18 protein-coding genes are annotated in these 19,395 nt (G+C 73.4%); 5 read left to right on the plus strand and 13 right to left on the minus strand.

The window, feature by feature from the left end; all coding sequences use genetic code 11:
• From ABT023_RS14180 to ABT023_RS14230, 11 genes are all read right to left on the minus strand, one after another.
• Entirely contained in the window at window positions 1-930 is a 930-nt protein-coding gene (locus ABT023_RS14180; RefSeq protein ID WP_350885283.1) for a sporulation protein, read from the minus strand.
• A 125-nt stretch (window positions 931-1,055) separates the two neighbouring features.
• Complete coding sequence (locus ABT023_RS14185; protein WP_350885285.1) at window positions 1,056-2,123, minus strand: hemolysin family protein; 1,068 nt, start codon at window positions 2,121-2,123, stop codon at window positions 1,056-1,058.
• Window positions 2,120-3,475, minus strand: coding sequence for a hemolysin family protein (locus ABT023_RS14190; RefSeq protein WP_350885287.1), 1,356 nt, complete (start codon window positions 3,473-3,475; stop codon window positions 2,120-2,122). The genes ABT023_RS14185 and ABT023_RS14190 overlap by 4 nt, the downstream gene beginning before the upstream one ends.
• Before the next feature lie 142 nt (window positions 3,476-3,617).
• Window positions 3,618-3,956, minus strand: a complete 339-nt coding sequence (gene mnhG / locus ABT023_RS14195; RefSeq protein WP_350885289.1) for a monovalent cation/H(+) antiporter subunit G — start codon at window positions 3,954-3,956, stop codon at window positions 3,618-3,620.
• Entirely contained in the window at window positions 3,953-4,216 is a 264-nt protein-coding gene (locus ABT023_RS14200; RefSeq protein WP_350885291.1) for an MrpF/PhaF family protein, read from the minus strand. Before ABT023_RS14200 ends, mnhG begins: the two co-directional genes overlap by 4 nt.
• Window positions 4,213-4,911, minus strand: coding sequence for a Na+/H+ antiporter subunit E (locus tag ABT023_RS14205; protein ID WP_350885293.1), 699 nt, complete (start codon window positions 4,909-4,911; stop codon window positions 4,213-4,215). Before ABT023_RS14205 ends, ABT023_RS14200 begins: the two co-directional genes overlap by 4 nt.
• Complete coding sequence (locus tag ABT023_RS14210; protein ID WP_350885295.1) at window positions 4,908-6,422, minus strand: Na+/H+ antiporter subunit D; 1,515 nt, start codon at window positions 6,420-6,422, stop codon at window positions 4,908-4,910. The genes ABT023_RS14205 and ABT023_RS14210 overlap by 4 nt, the downstream gene beginning before the upstream one ends.
• On the minus strand, window positions 6,419-6,871 hold the full coding sequence (locus ABT023_RS14215; protein WP_350885398.1) for a Na(+)/H(+) antiporter subunit C: 453 nt from the start codon (window positions 6,869-6,871) through the stop codon (window positions 6,419-6,421). Before ABT023_RS14215 ends, ABT023_RS14210 begins: the two co-directional genes overlap by 4 nt.
• A gap of 17 nt (window positions 6,872-6,888) precedes the next feature.
• Complete coding sequence (locus ABT023_RS14220) at window positions 6,889-9,732, minus strand: Na+/H+ antiporter subunit A (RefSeq protein ID WP_350885297.1); 2,844 nt, start codon at window positions 9,730-9,732, stop codon at window positions 6,889-6,891.
• 135 nt (window positions 9,733-9,867) lie between these two features.
• Entirely contained in the window at window positions 9,868-10,134 is a 267-nt protein-coding gene (locus ABT023_RS14225) for a hypothetical protein (RefSeq protein WP_350885299.1), read from the minus strand.
• Complete coding sequence (locus ABT023_RS14230) at window positions 10,134-10,412, minus strand: hypothetical protein (RefSeq protein ID WP_350885301.1); 279 nt, start codon at window positions 10,410-10,412, stop codon at window positions 10,134-10,136. Before ABT023_RS14230 ends, ABT023_RS14225 begins: the two co-directional genes overlap by 1 nt.
• A gap of 253 nt (window positions 10,413-10,665) precedes the next feature.
• Between ABT023_RS14230 and ABT023_RS14235 the strand changes: the two genes are divergently transcribed.
• The 4 genes from ABT023_RS14235 to ABT023_RS14250 all read left to right on the plus strand — a co-directional run bounded on the left by ABT023_RS14235 (window position 10,666) and on the right by ABT023_RS14250 (window position 13,567).
• Complete coding sequence (locus tag ABT023_RS14235; protein ID WP_350885303.1) at window positions 10,666-11,430, plus strand: Scr1 family TA system antitoxin-like transcriptional regulator; 765 nt, start codon at window positions 10,666-10,668, stop codon at window positions 11,428-11,430.
• The gene (locus ABT023_RS14240) at window positions 11,427-11,612 is read left to right on the plus strand and encodes a DUF397 domain-containing protein (protein WP_350885305.1); all 186 of its coding nucleotides are present in this window, start codon (window positions 11,427-11,429) and stop codon (window positions 11,610-11,612) included. The genes ABT023_RS14235 and ABT023_RS14240 overlap by 4 nt, the downstream gene beginning before the upstream one ends.
• Window positions 11,613-11,722: 110 nt before the next feature.
• Window positions 11,723-12,076, plus strand: a complete 354-nt coding sequence (locus ABT023_RS14245; RefSeq protein WP_350885307.1) for a hypothetical protein — start codon at window positions 11,723-11,725, stop codon at window positions 12,074-12,076.
• 582 nt (window positions 12,077-12,658) lie between these two features.
• Window positions 12,659-13,567 carry an aminoglycoside phosphotransferase family protein gene (locus ABT023_RS14250; RefSeq protein ID WP_350885309.1) on the plus strand — a complete coding sequence of 303 codons (909 nt, stop codon included), beginning with the start codon at window positions 12,659-12,661 and terminating at the stop codon, window positions 13,565-13,567.
• Between the two features lie 16 nt (window positions 13,568-13,583).
• Here ABT023_RS14250 and ABT023_RS14255 read toward each other — a convergent pair whose 3' ends face one another.
• The gene (locus ABT023_RS14255) at window positions 13,584-13,997 is read right to left on the minus strand and encodes a hypothetical protein (RefSeq protein ID WP_350885311.1); all 414 of its coding nucleotides are present in this window, start codon (window positions 13,995-13,997) and stop codon (window positions 13,584-13,586) included.
• 198 nt (window positions 13,998-14,195) lie between these two features.
• Between ABT023_RS14255 and ABT023_RS14260 the strand changes: the two genes are divergently transcribed.
• Entirely contained in the window at window positions 14,196-18,803 is a 4,608-nt protein-coding gene (locus tag ABT023_RS14260; RefSeq protein WP_350885313.1) for an ATP-dependent helicase, read from the plus strand.
• On the opposite strand, the gene ABT023_RS14265 is transcribed toward ABT023_RS14260, so the two are convergent.
• The gene (locus ABT023_RS14265) at window positions 18,751-19,317 is read right to left on the minus strand and encodes an Lrp/AsnC family transcriptional regulator (RefSeq protein WP_350885314.1); all 567 of its coding nucleotides are present in this window, start codon (window positions 19,315-19,317) and stop codon (window positions 18,751-18,753) included. The genes ABT023_RS14260 and ABT023_RS14265 overlap by 53 nt on opposite strands.
• Between the last annotated feature and the right edge of the window lie 78 nt (window positions 19,318-19,395).

Here is a 19,395-nt window from a genome sequence, read left to right on the forward strand (position 1 = left end):
TCAGGTGCCGTCGCCGCCGCCCCCGCCCCCGCCGATGCCCGCGCCGCCGGCGGTGCCACCCAGCCCGTAGCCCGGCCGGACCGGCTGGTCCGGCCGGCGGCTCACGTGCGCCGACTCGCTGATCCGGGCCGACCAGTGACCGTGCGCCGCCGCCGCGGCGTGCCGGTTGATCGCGTGTCGCAGCCAGCCGTCCACCACGGCGACCCAGTCGGCCCGGTCCGCGCCGGCATGCCAGACCCGGAACCGGCTGATGCTCTGGTGGGTGACCCCGGCCAGGGAGAGCCGACGGTCGGCCCAGAGGATCACCTCCAGGCCGGCGGAGTTGGCCACGAAGATCACCTCCAACTCGGTGATCGGGCCGGCGTACAGCGGCGCGACCCACCAGCCGAGCCGCTGGTGCAGCGGCAGCGCCTGCTCCACCCCGGGCAGCCGGTCGGCGGCCAGGCCGGCCTGGCGCAGGCTGAACCCGAGCGCGTCCAGGGCGGCGAGGATGTGCTGCTGGGTCGGCAGGGGGTGCACGAAGATCGGGACCATCGCGCCCTGCTCCAGGTCGACGTCGACCGACGCCTCGGTGCGCAGGCCCATCCGCAGGCTCATCAGCGGCACCCCACCGAAGATCGTGACCGGGGTCTCCCAGGGCAGGGGCAGCGCGAAGTCGACCGCCCGCCGCCGCCCGGCCGGCACCACGAACGCCCCGGCGATCGGCACCTGGTGGAACTGCACGAGCCGGCGGGGGGCGCCCGGGTCGTCCGGCTCGACCTGGGTGACCAGGCCGAGCCGGAGCCGCCGGACGGGGACGTCGTCGCGACCGGCGTGCAGCGTCACCCGCCCGGGCAGCCGCAACCCGGGGCGGGTGCTCGGGTTCGCCAGCGTGGTGTGCACCGCGAGCCCGGTCCGGCCGGACTCCGGCGACACCCCGGTCAGCCGCACGCCGCTCCCTCCGTACCCCTCGGTGGTGGCACGGCTTTCCCGGTCGGCGGCCGGACAGTCCTGCCGGACCGGCGCGGACGCCGGCGGCGGCCCGGCTGGTCGCCGGACCGGCCCCCGGACGGTCCTCAGCGCAGCCGGCGGCCCCTGGGCACCGGGTCGGTCTCGTCGTCGAACTCGCCGATGACCTCCTCCAGCAGGTCCTCCAGCGCCACGAAGCCGATCGGGCGGGTCGGTCCGCCGCCGTTGCGGACCAGGGCGAGCTGGGCCTGCCGGCCCTGCATCGCGGTCACCGCCTCCGTCACCGACGCCGTCCCCGGCAGCGTGAACGCGGCGCTCATCAGCTCGCCGGCGGTGGCCGCCCGGCCGGTGGTGGTGGCCCGCACGGCCTCCCGGACGTGCACCAGCCCGCACACCTCGCCGCCGGAGTCCAGCACCGCCAGCCGGGACCGGCCGCTGTCCCGGGAGACCTCCTCGATCCGCTCCGCCGGATCGTCCCGGCGGACCGTGACGATCCGGTCGAACGGCTCCATCACCTGGGCGACCGTGGTGCCCTGGAGCTCCAGCATGCTGGTGAGCAACTGGTGCTGCTCGGCGCCGAGCAGCCCGTGCTCGCGGGACTGTTCCAGCAGGATGCGCAGCTCGGCCGGGCCGTGCACCTGGGCGAGCTGGTCCTGCGGGTTCACCCGGACCAGCCGCAGGATCGCGTTGGCCAGGGCGTTGAGCAGCGACAGCACCGGCCGGGCCACCCGGGCGAAGGCCCGGAACGGCAGCGCCAGCAGGGTCGCCGAGCGTTCCGCGTCGGTGATCGCCCAGGACTTCGGGGCCATCTCGCCGACCACCAGGTGCAGGAAGGTGACCAGGGTCAGGGCGAACACCAGCGCGACGATGTGACTGGCCGCCGTCGGCAGGCCCACGGCGTGCAGCAGCGGGCTGAGCAGGCCCTCGATCGCCGGCTCGGCCAACGCGCCCAGGCCCAGCGTGCACAGCGTGATGCCGAGCTGCGCGCCGGCCAGCATCAGGGACAGCTCGCGCACGCCGTCCAGGGCCGCGCGGGCCCCCCGGCCGCCGCCCTCGGCGACGGCCTGTTCCAGCCGGTACCGCTTGCTGGCCACCAGCGCGAACTCGGCGGCCACGAAGAACGCGTTCAGCGCCAGCAGCACCACGGAGACGATGAGCGCAACTCCCGGGCTCATGCCGCCTCCCCCTCGCCCGCGGTGACCCCGGTGAGCCGGAGCCGCACCGAGTCGGCGACGTGCCGGTCCACCGCGAGCACCTCGACCAGGGCGCGCCGCTCGGTCCGGGCGTCGCCGTCGGCCACCAGGGCGATCTCCAGCCGGTCGCCCACCTCGGGCACCCGGCCCAGCTCGCGCATGACGAGCCCGGAGAGGGTGTCGTACTCGGGGGCCTCGGGCAGGGCGATGCCGGTGCTGTCGGCGACCTCGTCGATCCGCCAGCGGGCCGGCACCACCCAGGAGCCGTCGTCCTGCCGGGCGGGGGCCCGATCCGGCGGATCGTCCTCGTCCCGGATCGGGCCGACCAGCTCCTCGGCGATGTCCTCCAGCGTGATCACGCCGGCGAAGCCGCCGTACTCGTCGACCACGCAGGCGAGCTGTCGGTGCCCGACCCGGAGCCGATCCAGCACCGTCGGCAGCGGCAGCGTCTCCGGCACCAGCAGCGGGGGCCCGGCCACCGCGCTGACCGGGGTGGTCGCGCGCTCGGCCGGGGGCACGGCCAGCACGTCGGCGATGCCGACGACGCCGACCAGGTCGTCGACGCCCTCGGTGCCGCGGACGGGGAACCGGGAGTGCCCGGTGTCGAGCAGCTCCACCACCCGGCTCAGCGGCTCGTGTGCCCGGACGGTGTGCACGTCGACCCGGGGCACCATGGCCTCCCCGGCGGTCAGCGTCCGGAAGTCGAGCCCACGGTCGAGCAGGTCGGACATCTCGGCGTTCAGGTGCCCCTCCTCCCGGGACTCGGCGATGATCTGTTCGAGGTCCTTCGGGGTGGCGCCGCTGGGCAGCTCCTCGATCGGCTCGATGCCGATCCGACGCAGCAGCCGGACGGCGGCCTTGTCGAAGAGCGTGATCACCGGCCCGGCGACCTTCAGGTACATCAGGGTGGACCGGCTCAACGCCCGGGCCAGTTGCTCGGCTCGGGCGATGGCCAGGTTCTTCGGGGCCAGCTCGCCGAGGACCATCTGCACGACGGTCGCGATGAGCAGGGCCAGCACGACGGACAGCGGCAGGGCGACCGCGGTGGACACCCCGGCCACGTCGAGCAGCTCGGCCAGCCCCGCGCCCAGGTAGGGCTCGGCGGCGTAACCGACCAGCAGGGCGGTCACCGTGATGCCGAGCTGCGCGCCGGAGAGCATGAAGGAGAGCCGACCGGTCACCTCGAGGGCCCGGGAGGCGGCCTGGTCGCCGTCGGCGGCGAGCTGCTTGAGCCGCCCCCGGTCCACGGCGACGTAGCCGAACTCCTGGGCCACGAAGTAGCCCGTGGCGGCGGTGAGAACGATGATGAGGACGAGTCCTACGACGATCAACACGGGTCGCTCAGGGCTCCCGGGGCCGTCGGGACGGGAAGATGCCGGGCGCGACCCGGCTGGCTACTGCTGCCCTCCTGGGCAGAAGAGTCGATCATGTGGCCCATTTTATCGGCGTCGGCTGAGCGCCCGCTGAGGGACGCCCTCACCGCTCCTCGGCGAGTTCGTCGACGTCGAGCAGGGAGCGGTCGACCCGGCCCGAGCGGTACGCGGCCCGGCCGACCATCTGGGCGGCTACCGGCGCGGTGGCCAACTGGAAGACCGCGACCAGGACGATCATGCCGATGTCGGACGCCGTGCGCAGTCGCAACGCCACCCCGACGAGCAGCAGCAGCACGCCGAGCACCTGCGGCTTGGTGGCCGCGTGCATCCGGTCGAGCACGTCCGGGAAGCGCAGCACGCCGATCCCGGCGGCGAGGCTGAGCAGTCCGCCGGCGACCAGGCAGGCCGCGCCCAGCCAGTCGGCGACCGCGCCCGCGCTCACGACTCCTCCCGGACCGCGAAGCGGACCACGGCCACCGCGCCGACGAAGCCGAGCAGGGACAGCACCACGAGCACCGGCAGGGTGGTGGCGTGCCGGTTTACCGCCGCCTCCGCCCCGACCGCGCCGGCCATCGTGTTGAGCAGCACGTCGGCCGCGACGACGCGGTCCAGCAGCGAGGGGCCCCGGTACAGCCGGGTCAGAGCGAGCAGCGCGGTCACCGAGAAGAGCACGGTGAGCACGGCGGCGAGCAGCAAGGTCACTGGTCTGGCCCCCTGTCGGTGGGAGGGTCGGGATCTGCGACGGCCGGGGCGGGCACGTCCGGGGCCGGGGTGTCCAGCAGGCGGAGTTCGGCGGCGGAACCGATCGCGCGGACGATCCTGGCCTCGGTGGCGAGGACCCGGTCCCGGCTGTCGGTCAGGTCCGCCGGGCCGCGTACGTCGAGCACGTGCACGTAGAGCAGGCCGCGCTCCCGGTCGACCTCGATGATCAGGGTGCCGGGGACCAGCGAGATCGCCTCGGCGGTCAGCGCCAGGTTCAGGTCGGTGCGCACCCGCAGACGTACCGCGATGATGGCGCCGCGGGGCAGGTAGCCGGGCTGCACGGCGACGCGGGCCACGTGGACGCTGGCGCCGACCAGTTCCGTGACGAACCGGCCCGCCAGCACGAGCAGCGCCCAGGGGCGCAGCCGGCCGCCGAAGGTGACCGGCGGCAGCGGGAAGAACACCAGCACGGCCACGCCGACCAGCAGCCCGCCCAGCAGGTTGCCCCAGGAGGGCCGGCCCCAGAGCAGGTTCCAGACCCCGACCATCCAGGCGAGGGCCGTCAACCGGTCCCGCCACCGCACGGCCCGGTTCCGGCCCCGGGCCGACGGCCCGTCCGGGCCGTCCCGTCCGGGGGCCGGCCCGCCCGTGGGCCGCGGGCCGTCGGAGGAGTCCGGGCGGCGGGCCCCGGTCACGGCACTCCGCCGGGCAGCACGGCCCGCACGTACGGGGTGCGGGCCCGCAGGTCGGTGGCCGCGTCGGTGCTGACCCCGAACAGCGGGCCGGCGGCCACGGTGAATCCCAGCCCCAGCACCACCAGGGCGGCGGTGGCGCCGACCATCAGGGCGGGCAGCCGGACCGTCGGCTCGGTGGTGGCCAGCCGGGGCTCCCGCCAGAACGCGATGCTCCACACCCGGGACGCGGCGTAGAGGGTGACCAGGCTGGTGGCGGTGCCGGCGGCGACCAGCACCCAGGGCAGCGGGCCGCCGACCGCCACCCCGGCCTGGAGCAGGCCCAACTTGCCGAGGAACCCGGAGAACGGCGGGATGCCGGCGAGGTTCATCGCGGGCACGAAGAAGAGCACCGCGACCAGTGGGGCGACCCGGGCCAGCCCGCCGAGCCGGCGCAGGTCGGTGCTGCCGGCCCGCTCCTCGACCAGCCCGGCGACCAGGAACAGGGTGGTCTGGATGGTGATGTGGTGCGCCACGTAGAAGATCGCCCCGGCCAGCCCGGCGACGGTGCTCAGCGCCACCCCGAAGATCATGTAGCCGATGTGGCTGACCAGCGTGAACGAGAAGATCCGCTTGATGTCCGACTGGGCGACCGCGCCGAGGATGCCGATCACCATGGACAGCCCGGCCACCACCATCAGCAGCCCGGAGACCTGGCCGCCGGGGAAGAGCAGGGTCTCGGTGCGGATGATCGCGTACACGCCGACCTTGGTGAGCAGGCCGGCGAAGACCGCGGTGACCGGCGCGGGCGCGGTCGGGTAGCTGTCCGGCAGCCAGGCCGACAGCGGGAACACCGCCGCCTTGATCCCGAACGCCAGCAGCAGCATGAGCTGGAGGCAGAGCCGTACGTTGTCCGGCAGCGCGTCGAGCCGCTGGGCGAGCTGGGCCATGTTGAGGGTGCCGGTGGCCGCGTACACCAGGCCCACCCCGGCCAGGAAGATCATCGAGGACAGGATGCTGACCACCACGTACATCGACCCGGTCCGGATCCGGACCTCCGTGCCGCCGAGCGTGATCAGCACGAAGCTCGCGGCCAGCAGGATCTCGAAGCCGACGAAGAGGTTGAACAGGTCGCCGGCGAGGAAGGCGTTGGTCACGCCTGCGGTGAGCACCAGGTAGGTGGGGTGGTAGATGGTCAGCGGGGCCGACTCGCCGGTCTCCCCCTGCCCCTGGCCGATCGAGTAGAGCAGCACGCACAGCGTCACCGCCGAGGAGACCACCACCATCAGCGCGGCGAGTTGGTCGGCCACCAGCACGATCCCCACCGGTGGGGGCCATCCGCCGATCCGCACCACCACCGGCCCGTGCCGGTACGCCTCGACCAGCAGCACCACGGCGACCACCAGGCTGGTGCTCAACCCGACCACGCTGACATCGCGTTGCAGCCGGGGCCGGTTGGTCAGCAGCAGGGTGAGCGCGGCGCCCAGCAGGGGCACCACCACCGGCAGCGGCACGAGCGCCTGGTGACCGGTCACGGCTCCTCCGTCCGCCGCAGGCGGCGCAGGTGCGGCTCCGGGGCGACCTGCTCCGGGTCGTTGTCCGGCCCCTCGCCGCCGAGGTCGGGCGCGGGCAGCTCGTTGCGAGCGGCCAACTCGGCGACCTGGCGGTCCTCCAGGTCGTCCTGCACCTCGTCGTTGCCCTGCAGGTACCAGCTGCGGTACGCGACGGCGAGCAGGAACGCGGTGAGCCCGAAGGTGATCACGATGGCGGTGAGCACCATCGCCTGCGTCAGCGGGTCGCTCATCCGGTCGACCGGGCCGGTGCCGACCACCGGGGCCGCACCGGATCGGCCACCGAGCAGGACCAGCAGGTTCACCCCGTTGCCGAGCAGGATGACGCCGAGCAGGATGCGGGTCAGGCTGCGCTCCAGCAGCAGGGTGACGCCGGTGCCGGCGAGCACACCGACGACCACCACCAGCACCATGGTCGTCCCGGTTCCGTTCACCGCAGCTTCCCCTTCTGGTCGACGACCAGCCCGCGCTCGCGCTGGCCGGCCGCCTCGATGTGCCGGTCGATCTCCGCGCCGAGGCTGCGCAGGATGTCCAGCATCAGGCCGACCACGATCAGATAGACGCCGATGTCGAAGAGGAGCGACGAGACGACGTGGAGGTCTCCGACGCCGGGCAGCACGAGGTCGATCTTCACGCTCTCCAGCACGGACCGGTCGGCGACGAGGGCGGCCACGCCGGTGCCGACCGACACGGCCAGGCCCGCGCCGAGAATCGTGCCGGCGGAGACCGGGGCCGCCTCGGCCAGCTCGTACCGGCCGCCGGCCAGGTAGCGCACGACCAGGGCGAGGCTGGCCACCAGGCCGCCGGAGAAGCCGCCGCCCGGCGCGTTGTGACCGGCGAAGAGCAGGAACAGGGAGAACAGCACGATGGTGTGGAAGAGCAGCCGGGTGACCACCTCGAAGACGATCGATCGGCGGTGCTCCCGCAGGGTCGGCCCGCCGCGCAACCAGACCGGCCGCTGCGGCCCCGGGTGGCGGAGCGTCTCGGGGCGGCGGGGGCGGCGCGGGCGGGGACCGGTCCGGGAGCGCTCGAAGATCAGGCTGGCCACCCCGGTCGCGGCCACCACCAGCACCGAGATCTCGCCCATGGTGTCCCAGGCCCGGATGTCGACCAGGGTCACGTTGACGACGTTGCGCCCGTACCCGGCGGCGACCGCCAGGTCCGGGAAGGCCAACGAGATCGGCGGCGCGGTCCGGGCCCCGGCCGCGACCAGGGAGAACCCGCCGAGCACCACGCCGACGGCCACGCCGATCGAGCGGCGTACCCAGCGACTGCGGCGCAGCGGACGGGCGGAGAACCGCTCGGGCAGCCGGCGCAGCACGAGCACGAAGACCGCGATGGTGGAGCTCTCCACCAGGAACTGGGTCAGCGCCAGGTCCGGCGCGCCGTGCAGGACGAACAGCATCGCGATGCCGTAGCCGGTGACCCCGACCAGCAACATCGCGGTGAGCCGGCGGCGGGCGCCGACGGCCACCAACGCGGCCACCACGATGACCAGCCCCACCATCAGTTGCAACGGGTTGTCCCAGAAGACGATCCCCTGCCGCCAGGGGCGCGCGGCCAGCATCGCCCCGCCGGGCACGACCACCAGGACGATCAGGATGGTGCCGAGGTACTGGGGCAGGGACCCGCGCTGGGTGACGCTGGTGACCTCGATGGCGATCCGGTCGAACTGGTGGGTCAGCCACTCGTACCCCCGGGCGCCGTCCACCGGCGCGCGGACCCGCTCCACCACGGGGGCGAGCGGGCCGCGCAGCGCGAACAGCACCGCTCCGCCGCCGAGTGCCAGGGCGGAGAGGCCGAGCGCGGCGGTCGGCCCGTGCCACAGCGCTAGGCCCTCGTCGACCGGGCCGAGCAGCTCGGCGTACGGGCGCAGCAGGCGGCCCAGCGGGCCGGCGAGCAGCCCGACGACGAGCCCTGCGACGGCCAGCAGGGCCGGCGGCCCCAGCATGGCGACGGGAACCGGGTCCGGCTCGACGGGCGCGAGGGGCGGCCGGTCGGCGAACGCGCCCCAGACGAAGCGGGCGCTGTAGGCGACGGTCAGCACGGTCCCGGCGACCAGCCCGGCGAGGACCAGCGGGTGGTCGGTGAACGCGGCGAGCACCGCCTCCTTGGCGACGAAGCCGACCAGCGGGGGCACCCCGGCCATCGAGGCCGCGGCGAGCGTCCCGACCGTGGCCAGCAGTGGGGCTTGCCGGCGGAGCCCGGACAGCTCCCGCAGGTCCCGGGTGCCGGTGGTGTGGTCGATCGCGCCGACGACGAGGAAGAGCGCCGCCTTGAACAGGGCGTGGGCGAGCAGCATCGCGGTACCGGCCAGCGCGGCCTGCGGGGTGCCCGCCCCGAGGACCACGGTGAGCAGTCCGAGCTGGCTGACCGTGCCGTACGCCAGCAGCAGCTTCAGGTCGGTCTGGCGCAGCGCCGCCCACCCGCCGGCCAGCATGGTGAGCAGCCCGGCGGTGACCACCACGGGCCGCCACGGCCCGGCCGCCGCGAGCACCGGGGCGAGCAGCCCGAGCAGGTAGACGCCGGCCTTCACCATCGCCGCCGCGTGCAGGTAGGCGCTGACCGGCGTGGGCGCGGCCATCGCCGCCGGCAGCCAGGAGCTGAACGGCAGCACCGCCGACTTGCTCAGCGCCCCGGCCAGCACCAACAGCACGGCCGTGGCCAGGTAGCCGCCGTGCGGCAGGTCGGCCGCCGCGATGGCGGACAAGCGGTACCCGTCGGCGTGCCGGCCGAGCATCAGGAACCCGACCAGCATGGCCAGCCCGCCGAGGGTGGTCACCATGAGCGCCTGGGCGGCGGCCCAGCGGCTGGACCGCCGCTCGGTGCTGTGCCCGATCAGCAGGTACGAGAAGATCGTGGTCAGCTCCCAGCAGACGTAGAGCAGCAGCAGGTCGTCGGAGAGCACCAGGCCGAGCATCGCGCCGGCGAACGCGACCAGCACGGCGGCGAACCGGGCCAGCCCCGCCGACCCGGCGGAGAAGTACCGGGCGCAGTAGACCAGCACCAGCGCCCCCACGCCGCCGACGAGCAGGGTCATCAGCCAGGACAGGGTGGTCATCCGGAAGGCCAGCTCCAGCCGTAGCTGCGGCACCCAGGGGTACGTCTCGACCACCGCGCCGCCGTCGCGCACCACAGGCGTGCGGGCCAGCGCCCAGCCGAACGCGGCGGCCGGCGCGAGCGCCAGCGGGTAGCAGGCCCGCGGCCCCCACCACCGGACCAGCAGCGGCGCGACGAGCGCCGCCACGAGGTGAAGGATCAGCAGTACGAGCACCCGCGCTCCCGGTCGAGGTGGCAGCCGTGCGCGCCGAGGGAAGCGCCTATGAGCGATCAGACGCCAGTTCGCGGCCCTATGGGCGGTTTTGCCGGAATTAAGGGAGCGTCGGCGGGCAGAAGGGGCGGCGCGCGGTCAGTGGCGTTCGGTGCGGCGTGGCCGGCGTGTCAGGGACAGCCAGCCGAGGAACCGGGCGTGCATCGCCGTTCTGTCGGGGTGGCCGCCGAGTCGGTACATGTCGTCCATGGCGTCGTGCATCATGGCGGCCAGGTAGAAGGCGAGCGCGACGGTGTGGCCGTGGAACTCGGTGGCCAGGTCGAGCTGCGCCGCCGGGCAGGGCCATTGCGCGGCGCAGACCCGGCAGAGCCAGGCGGGCCGCATCGGCAGGTGCGGGCGGGGCATCAGGACGCCCGGGTGGGGCTCGCGCCCCGGACCGGCGTGGCCTGCCGCAGGGGCGCGGCGAGCCGGTGCAGCCCTTCACGCAGCACGAACAGCTCGCGCTTCGCGACCGCGTCGCCTGCGGTATTCAGCTCGTACGCCTCGACCCATGTCCAGCCGTGGTACGTGTGCTGGTTCTTCATCTCGCGGATGACCCGCACGGTGATCGGCTTGACGAACTGCGGGCTCGCGGCGCGGGTCAGTCGCAGCACGTCGCCCGGTTGGATCGGTCGGGCGCTCACCACGGTCTTCCGGGGTGAGGTCCTGTTCGGTTCGGCACGGTGATTCCCCTGTCCGTGGAGATTGGAGAGGGGGCCACCCGCTCGGGTGGGTCGGAAGGACCGGGCGGCCCCCTCGACGAACGCGGGCCGGGGCGCACTTACTGCCTGCCAACCCACGCCGTCCTAATGACAGCCTGCCGAGGGTTGCGGAGCAATCACACAGCGTTAGATGATTTCTTTCGGACGTTCTGTTTGCTCTTGAAGGGACTCAGGCATGAATCATGCGTTCGTCGCGGCCCTCGCGGAGGCGTGCGAGACCTCCGAAAGCTTGGCGGGTCGCATTGGGATTCACCCGAAGACCGTCGCCCGCTGGGCCAACCCGGGGCGCATTCCGCAGACCCGGCACCGTGCCGAAATTGCGAAGATACTCGGAAAGGACGTTGCCGAGCTGTGGCCGGATGCCCTGCGACGCGAACCGGTGTGGTTCCGGCCGTGGGTCGACATCGAGCGCGCGGCGGTGGCGCTGCGGGCCTTCCAGCTCGCGTGGGTTCCGGGCCTGTTACAGACCGAGGCGTACGCGCGCGCCACGTTCCACGGGCAGCCACTACCGCCGGCCGAGGTCGAAGACCTGGTCGCGGCCCGTATCAACCGGCAGGCGATCCTCACCTGCGACGAAGCGCCGCTGACCGTCGTTGTCATCGACGAGCAGGTGATCCGACGGGCGGCGGCCGGCGGGCGGGCGACCATGACGGCCCAGCTCGCCCACCTGGCGACCTGCGCGGAGCTTCCCACCGTCCAACTGCACATCGTTCCCCGCGACGCCCCGACCTATCCGGGGCTCGACGGCCCATTCACGATCGCCGAGCTTCCCGGCGGGACGCGGGTGGCACACGTGGACAGCCAGGCCCAGGCGCACATCATCGATCAGGCGTCCCAGCTTGCTACTCTCGAACGACGGTGGGAACGCATCCGGGGCGAGGCCCTGTCCCGGTCGCAGTCCCTGGACCTCCTGAGGGAAGCGGCAGCAGCATGGACATGACCGGCGCGCAGTGGCGCAAGAGCACCAAGAGCGGCGGCAACGGCGGCGACTGCGTCGAGGTCGCCGACAACCTGCCCGGCGTCGTCCTCGTCCGCGACACGAAGGACCGCGACGGCGGAACCCTCTCCTTCTCGCCGGCCGCGTGGCGCGGCCTCGTCGACCTGGCGAAGCGCGTCGGCTGACCCCACTCGACCCGCAGGCCCTCGGCATACGCCGGGGGCCTGTTCCGTGGCCGGCGCGGGACGGGTTCATGAATCCCGAATGAACACCGGCCGACAAGGGAGTGGCGAGTGTGGAAGTGGAGTTGATGCTCGGCGTGGCGGACGGGTCTGAGTCTCGGCTCGACCAGTTGGCCCGCCATCTGGGCCAGGCCCTCGGCTTCGACCTGAAACGGGAGGGCTCGGGTCAGGAAATGTACGCCGGCGGAAACGACCTGTGGAGGGTATGGCTCACATTTGACCCGGCCGAACTGGAACCGTTCAAAAGCCATCCGTACTCGCTGGAGGTGGGTTTCATCGGACGTCCCACTCTCGATCAGGTGGAGTCGATGTATGAAAGGATGGCGACGCTCGGTCGCTACCGGGTCATGCTGATCGTCGACTACGAGTGCCTTCGGTCGACCCACACCCCGCGCGAGTCCTACTGACACCCGTCGATTTCTCCGACCACTGAGAGCTGAAGGCGGGTGGTCGTGTTCATGCCGCGACCACCCGCCATCTCTGGTCTCGAAAACAACGTAGGTGTGTCGAACTGCTGGCCTCGATCCGGAGATTCCGTTCCGCTCCTTGCGGGTGACCCGAGATCCTGGCCGGGGCCTCGGTCTCGCCGGTCCTCAGTCATGTCCCCCCTCCCGCACATGCCCCGTGAGGTCGCCACTGCACCGCCCCATACCGCCCCGTGCACCAGGCAGTCGGGCGGCGGCCTGACGAATACGCCCCCACCCGGTCTCGGGGACCTGCCCTTCGGTCCCTATGGAGCTGCCCCGTCCACGCTCCCGCTCCACCGACCGCACAAACGGGGCAGCTCCATAGGGACCAACGCAGGGCAGACCGACCCGGCAGGGGCCGACGGTGCGGGCAACGCGCGTATCCCAGGGCCCCGCCAAGCCGGAGACCCTCACGACTTTGCCGGGGCCCCGGCCGTCAACCCCGGCCCAGACGCCTGGGACCAGAAGACTCTGCCGAGAATCGGCTGGTCTTGTGTCTCCTCCGACGGAAGGATCTGTGGCGTGAAGCTCCACGAGAACGAGATCCCGGTCGACGAGGAAGTCGTCAGGTCACTTCTGCAGATTCAGCACCCCGACTGGGCTTCGCTGTCACTGTCGCCGGCAGGTGCCGGCACGGACAACACCATGTATCGGCTGGGAAACGATCTACTCGTCCGGCTTCCGCGAACAGCCGACAAGGCTCGGTCCCTGAACAAGGAGCGGACGTGGCTCCCACGGCTGGGGCCACTTCTGACGTATCGGATCCCGGAGCCGGTCGCCGCCGGCACGCCAGCCCCCGAGTTCCCGTTGCCCTGGTCGATCTACGGCTGGATCGACGGGGCCGAAGTTGAGCCGAGTACCGTCCGGGACTGGGCCGCTTTCGGAACCGAGCTGGCGACGTTCGTCCACGAGCTGCACAACATCGACCTCATGGGTGCAGCTCGCGCTGGTGAACTGAGCTGGTACCGCGGAGGCAGCCTGAATGCCTGCGACGAGTGGATCAGCACCTGTTTCGAGGAATGCCGGACCACCATTGACACCGGACTCGATGTCGAAACGTTGGAACAGCTCTGGCGTGCCGCAATCAGGCTGCCTGAGCCGTCGGGCCCCCACGTGTGGCTTCACGGGGACCTCAGGCCCTCCAACCTCCTGGTAGCAAAGGGCCGGCTGCACGCCGTCATCGATTTTGGGGGTCTCTCCGTCGGCTTCCCCGCTGCCGAGCACGCCGCTATCTGGGACCTGCCGCATCCAGCGCGACAGGCCTACTGGAACGCCGCGAACCTCGACGATCTCACCTGGACACGTGCTCGGGCATGGGCCATTGCCGTTGGCATCAGCGGAATCGCCTACTACTGGAACACCTGGCCCGCCTTTGTCACCGAATGCCGGACAAGGCTCGAAACGATCCTCACCGACGCCGCCACGCACTGAAGCCTTTCCGAAGAGTTCACCGGTTCGCACAATCGTGCGGTCGGGGCTCGGGGCGGGTCTCGAACCGCAGGCGGGGGCCGTCCTCCAACAGCGGATCGCGGCGGGTCTCCACCAGCAGGTCGGGGCGGCCGAGCAGGAGCACCACCTTGTTGACCACGCGCTGGGCGGCGGCGAGGGAGCGTACGGAAAGCAGCCGACCGCGGCTCTCCCGACGCAGGACGAAGTAGTGCACGGCGGCGCGGACCTGCCCCCGGTCGGCCGCGCTGGACTGGGCGGTCTGCCGGACCAGCTCCCGCAGGCAGCTCGCGAGCCGCTCGGCCAGCTCCAGCTCGGGGCCGTGCAGGCCGGCGCGGAGTGCGGCAAGATGGCTGTCGACCTTGCGAATGAGCACGTCGGCGCCGAACCCGGCGCCTCGTTCCTCGACAGCCATCCGCTCTCCTCACCCTAGCGTTGGGGTGAAGTTACTTTAGGTTGCGCTGCACAAGCAAGCAGTTAAGTAAGACTTAACGGAAGAAAACGCACTTTCTACGCGCATATCGCCGCAGTCGAACAGCCACCCGGACTGGGTTGGACGTGGGCCGTCTCTCCGGGCGGCCTGGATGTCCCACCCCCGGGGCAGGATGGGGGCGTGGCAGAGGTGACGGCCGGGCCGGGCGCGGCGGACGCGGCGCGGGTGCTGGCGGGGTTCGGGGCGGCGACCCGGGAGTGGTTCGCCGCGGCCTTCGCCGCACCCACCGCCGCCCAGGTCGGTGCCTGGCGTTCCGTGGCGGCGGGCCGAAATGCCCTGGTCGTCGCGCCCACCGGCTCCGGCAAGACCCTCGCGGCGTTCCTCTGGTCGCTGGACCGACTCGCCGGATCACCGCCGCCGGCCGAGGCCCGGCAGCGCTGCCGGGTGCTCTACGTCAGCCCGCTCAAGGCGCTCGCCGTCGACGTCGAACGCAACCTGCGCGCCCCCCTCGCCGGCATCCGGCAGGCCGCCACCCGGCTGGGCGTGGCCCCGCCGGAGATCACCGTGGGGATGCGCACCGGGGACACCCCCGCCGACGAGCGGCGGGCCTTCGCCCGCACCCCGCCGGACATCCTCATCACCACCCCCGAGTCGCTGTTCCTGCTGCTCACCTCCGCCGCGCGGGACTCGCTGCGCGGCGTGCAGACGGTCATCCTCGACGAGGTGCACGCGGTCGCCGGGACCAAGCGCGGCGCACACCTCGCGCTCTCCCTGGAGCGCCTCGACGAGCTGCTGCCCGCCCCCGCCCAGCGGATCGGCCTGTCCGCCACCGTCCGGCCGGTCGACGCCTGCGCCCGGTTCCTCGGCGGGGCCCGCCCGGTCGACGTGGTGCAGCCGCCCAGCGCCAAGACCATCGAGGTGAGCGTCCAGGTCCCGGTGGAGGACATGACCCGCCTCGACGAGCGGGAACAGCCCCCCGACGATCTGGGCGGCCCCGGCCCGCGCCGGGCCTCCATCTGGCCGGCCGTGGAGGAGCGGGTCTTCTCCCTCGTCCGGGCGCACCGCTCGACGATCGTCTTCACCAACTCCCGGCGCAGCGCCGAGCGGCTCTGCGCCCGGCTCAACGAGCTGGCCGCCGAGGAGCTGGCCGCCGCCCCCGCCGGACCCGCCGCAGCCGGAGCCGCCCCCACCGGTTCCGGCGGCCGGCCACCGGCCGAGGTGATGGCCCAGTCCGGCGCGGCGGCCGGGGCGGCCCCGGTGATCGCCCGCGCCCACCACGGCAGCGTCTCCCGGGAGGAGCGCAAGCACATCGAGGAGGCGCTCAAATCCGGGCAGCTCCCCGCCGTGGTGGCCACCTCCAGCCTGGAGCTGGGAATCGACATGGGCGCGGTGGACCTGGTGGTGCAGATCGAGGCCCCGCCCAGCGTCGCCGCCGGCCTGCAACGCGTCGGCCGGGCCGGGCACCAGGTCGGCGCGGTCTCCCGGGGCGTGGTCTTCCCGAAGCACCGGGGCGACCTGCTGTCCTGCGCGGTGGTCGCCGGGCGGATGGCCGACGGCGCGATCGAGGAGCTGCACCACCCGCGCAACCCCCTCGACGTGCTGGCCCAGCAGATCGTCGCGATGGTCGCCCTCGAACCGTGGCGGGTCGGCGACCTCGCCGTCCTGGTCCGCCGGGCCGCGCCCTTCGCCGAGCTGCCCGACTCCGCGCTGCACGCCGTGCTGGACATGCTCTCCGGCCGGTACCCGTCGACCGCGTTCGCGGAGCTGCGGCCCCGGCTGGTCTGGGACCGGGCCGCCGACGTGCTCACCGGCCGGCCCGGCGCGCAGCGGCTCGCCGTCACCAGCGGCGGCACCATCCCCGACCGGGGCCTGTTCGGGGTCTTCCTCGCCGGTGCGGAGCGGGCCGCCCGGGTGGGCGAGCTGGACGAGGAGATGGTCTACGAGTCGCGCATCGGCGACGTGTTCCTGCTCGGCTCGTCCTCGTGGCGGATCGAGGAGATCACCCCCGACCGGGTGCTGGTGTCGCCCGCCCCCGGCCAGGCCGCGCGGATGCCGTTCTGGAAGGGCGACCAGCTCGGCCGCCCCGTGGAGCTGGGCCGGGCCATCGGCGCCCGGGTGCGCGTCCTGCTGCGCCAGGGCGACGAGGCGGCGGTGGCCGCGCTGCGCGCCGGAGGGCTGGACGACTGGGCCGCCGGCAACCTGATGGCGTACCTGCGGGAGCAGCAGGCCGCCACCCGGTCCCTGCCGGACGACCGGACGGTGCTGGTCGAGCGGTTCCGCGACGAGCTGGGCGACTGGCGGCTCGCCGTGCACTCGGTGCTCGGGGCCCGGGTCAACGGCCCCTGGGCGCTGGCGATCGGCCGCCGGCTGGCCGAGCGCTACGGCGTCGACGCCCAGGTCATGCCGTCCGACGACGGGATCGTGGTGAGGCTGCCGGACACCGCCGAGGAGCCGCCCGGGGCCGACGTGGTGGTCTTCGAGCCCGACGAGATCACCCAGCTCGTCGAGGAGTCGGTCGGCACATCCGCGCTGTTCGCGTCCCGGTTCCGCGAGTGCGCGGCCCGGTCGCTGCTGCTGCCCCGCCGCGACCCGCGCCGCCGGCAGCCGCTGTGGCAGCAGCGCCAACGCGCCGCCCAACTCCTCGACGTTGCCCGCGAGTACGCCGACTTCCCGGTCACCCTGGAGGCCGCCCGGGAGTGCCTCCAGGACGTTTTCGACCAGCCGGCGCTGGCCGGGCTGATGCGCGACCTCGCCGCCCGCAAGGTCCGCCTGGTGGAGGTGGAGACGACCCAGCCGTCGCCGTTCGCCCGGTCGCTTCTTTTCGGGTACGTCGGCGCGTTCCTCTACGAGGGCGACGCCCCCCTCGCCGAGCGGCGGGCCGCCGCCCTGGCGCTGGACTCGGCGCTGCTCGGCGAGCTGCTCGGCCGGGTCGACCTGCGGGAGCTGCTCGACCCGGCGGTGCTCGCCGAGACCGAGCGGCAGTTGCGCTGGCGCACCGAGCAGCGCCGCCCCCGCGACGCCGAGGACGCCGTCGAGCTGCTGCGCACCCTCGGCGACCTGTCCGAGGCGGAGCTGGCCGAACGCGGCGCCCCGGTCGACTGGCTCACCGAGCTGGCGGCGGCCCGCCGGGTCCTGCGGTTGCGCATCGCCGGCGAGGACCGCTGGGTGATCGTCGAGGACGCCGCCCGGCTGCGCGACGCGCTGGGCGTGGCGCTGCCGGTCGGGGTGGCCGAGGCTTACCTCGCCCCGGTGGCCGACCCGCTCGGCGACCTCGTCGCCCGGTACGCCCGCACCCACGGCCCGTTCGCCGCGGCCACCTGCGCGGCCCGGTTCGGGCTCGGGGTGTTCGTGGTGGAACAGGCGCTGCGCCGGCTCGCCGCGACCGGGCGGGTGGTGTCCGGCGAGTTCGCCCCCGACAGCGTGGGCACCCAGTGGTGCGACGCCGAGGTGCTGCGGCTGCTGCGCCGCCGGTCCCTGGCCGCGCTGCGCCGGGAGATCGAGCCGGTGCCGCCGCGGGCCCTCGCCGCGTTCCTGCCCCGCTGGCAGCAGGTCGGGGCGTCGGCGCGGGGGGTGGAGGCGCTGGCCGCCGCCGTCGAGCAGTTGCAGGGCGCGGTGGTGCCGGCGTCCGCGCTGGAACGCCTGGTGCTGCCCGGCCGGGTCGCCGACTACTCCCCCGCCCAGCTCGACGAGCTGTGCGCCGGCGGCGAGGTGGTCTGGGCCGGGGCCGGGGCGATCTCCGGCGGCGACGGCTGGGTCACCCTCGCGTATGCCGACTCCGCGCCGCTGCTGCTCCCCCCGCCCGACGACGCGTTGACCCGTACCCCGCTGCACGACGCCGTGCTGGACGCGCTCGCCGACGGGCAGGCGCTGTTCTTCCGGTCGCTGTCCGACCGGGTGGAGTCCACCGACGACACCACGCTGACCGCCGCGCTCTGGGACCTGGTCTGGGCCGGGCACCTCACCAACGACACCCTCGCCCCGCTGCGGGCGGCGCTCGGCGGCGGTGGGGCGCACCGGTCCCGGCCGACCGCCCCGCGCACCCGGTACCGCCGCCCCGGTCGGGTCGCGCTGCCCAGCCGCACCGGCCCGCCCACCGTCGCCGGCCGCTGGTCCCGCCTGCCGGAACGGGACCTGGACCCCACCCGGCGGGCCGCCGCCCTGGCCGACGTGCTGCTGGAGCGGCACGGCGTGGTGACCCGGGGCGCGGTCGTCGCCGAGCAGGTCACCGGCGGCTTCGCGGCCGTGTACCCGGTGCTGTCGGCGCTGGAGGAGCGCGGCGCGGCGCGGCGGGGGTACTTCGTGGAGGGGCTGGGCGCGGCCCAGTTCGCGGTGCCCGGGGCGGTGGAGCGGATTCGCGCCCTCGCCGACCCGGCCGGGCCTGGCCGGGGCCGGGGCGGCGCGGCCCTGGTGCTGGCCGCCACCGACCCCGCCAATCCGTACGGCGCGGCGCTGCCCTGGCCCGAGCGCGTGGTCGACTCCGGCGACGGGGCGGCCCCGGCCACCGGGCACCGGGCCGGCCGCAAGGCGGGCGCGCTGGTCGTGCTGGTCGGCGGCGACCTGGTGCTCTACGTCGAGCGCGGCGGCCGGACGATCCTCTCCTTCGCCGACGACCCGGACGCCCTCGCGGCGGCCGGCAAGGCCCTGGCCGACGCGGTGCACTCCGGCGCGCTCGGCGCGATGTCGGTGGAGCGGGCCGATGGGGAGGCGATCTCCGCGTCCCCGCTGCGCGACGCGCTCACCGCCGCCGGCTTCCGGGCGACTCCGCGCGGCCTGCGCCTACGCGGCTGACCGCGCCCGCGGCAGTCGCCGCCGGGCGGTCTGCCCCAGCGGCTGAGCCGCCACCCGTCAGCGAGTTGAACAGCAGGCTCGTCTGCGTGTCCAGGACCCCCGCGAGTCCACGGATTCTCTCCAGTGCGAGATCCAACTCCGACAGGGAGGCGGCGCGCAACTGTAGGACCAGGTCCCAGGCCCCGATCGTGGAGAACAGCGTCTCGACCTCGGGGTAGCCCCGCACCGCCCGCACCACGTCCTGGCCACGGTTCGGTTCGATCCTGACCATCGTGACGCCCCGGATGGCGTCCCGGTCGACGTCGTTGCTCAGCCGGACCGTGAACGCCTCGATCACCCCGGAGTCGCGGAGCCGCTCGATTCTCGTTGTCACCGTCGACCGGTTCACACCCAGGACCCGGGCCAGGACGGCAACCGGAGCGCGGCTGTCGTGACGCAACTCTGAGATCAGCCGGTGATCGAGATCATCCAGCACGCAGATCGCCCCCTTCCTCTGCGCAATCTGCTGGCACACCCAGCAGATTGCGTGCTACCTGCTCATTGTGTCACCACTTCGACTGCTCCTACGGTCAGGTCGTCACTGCCAGCTCTT

It is taken from the genome of Micromonospora sp. NPDC002296 (genome assembly GCF_040296145.1).
Classification (GTDB): Bacteria; Actinomycetota; Actinomycetes; order Mycobacteriales; family Micromonosporaceae; genus Micromonospora.

Coding starts and splice junctions, on each gene's coding strand:
- ABT023_RS14255 (WP_350885311.1), bottom strand. CDS start 13,997: ATGGCTGTCGAGGAACGAGGCGCCGGGTTCGGCGCCGACGTGCTCATT.
- ABT023_RS14215 (WP_350885398.1), bottom strand. CDS start 6,871: ATGGTGCTGGTGGTGGTCGTCGGTGTGCTCGCCGGCACCGGCGTCACC.
- ABT023_RS14240 (WP_350885305.1), top strand. CDS start 11,427: ATGACCGGCGCGCAGTGGCGCAAGAGCACCAAGAGCGGCGGCAACGGC.
- ABT023_RS14185 (WP_350885285.1), bottom strand. CDS start 2,123: ATGAGCCCGGGAGTTGCGCTCATCGTCTCCGTGGTGCTGCTGGCGCTG.
- ABT023_RS14235 (WP_350885303.1), top strand. CDS start 10,666: ATGAATCATGCGTTCGTCGCGGCCCTCGCGGAGGCGTGCGAGACCTCC.
- ABT023_RS14225 (WP_350885299.1), bottom strand. CDS start 10,134: ATGCCCCGCCCGCACCTGCCGATGCGGCCCGCCTGGCTCTGCCGGGTC.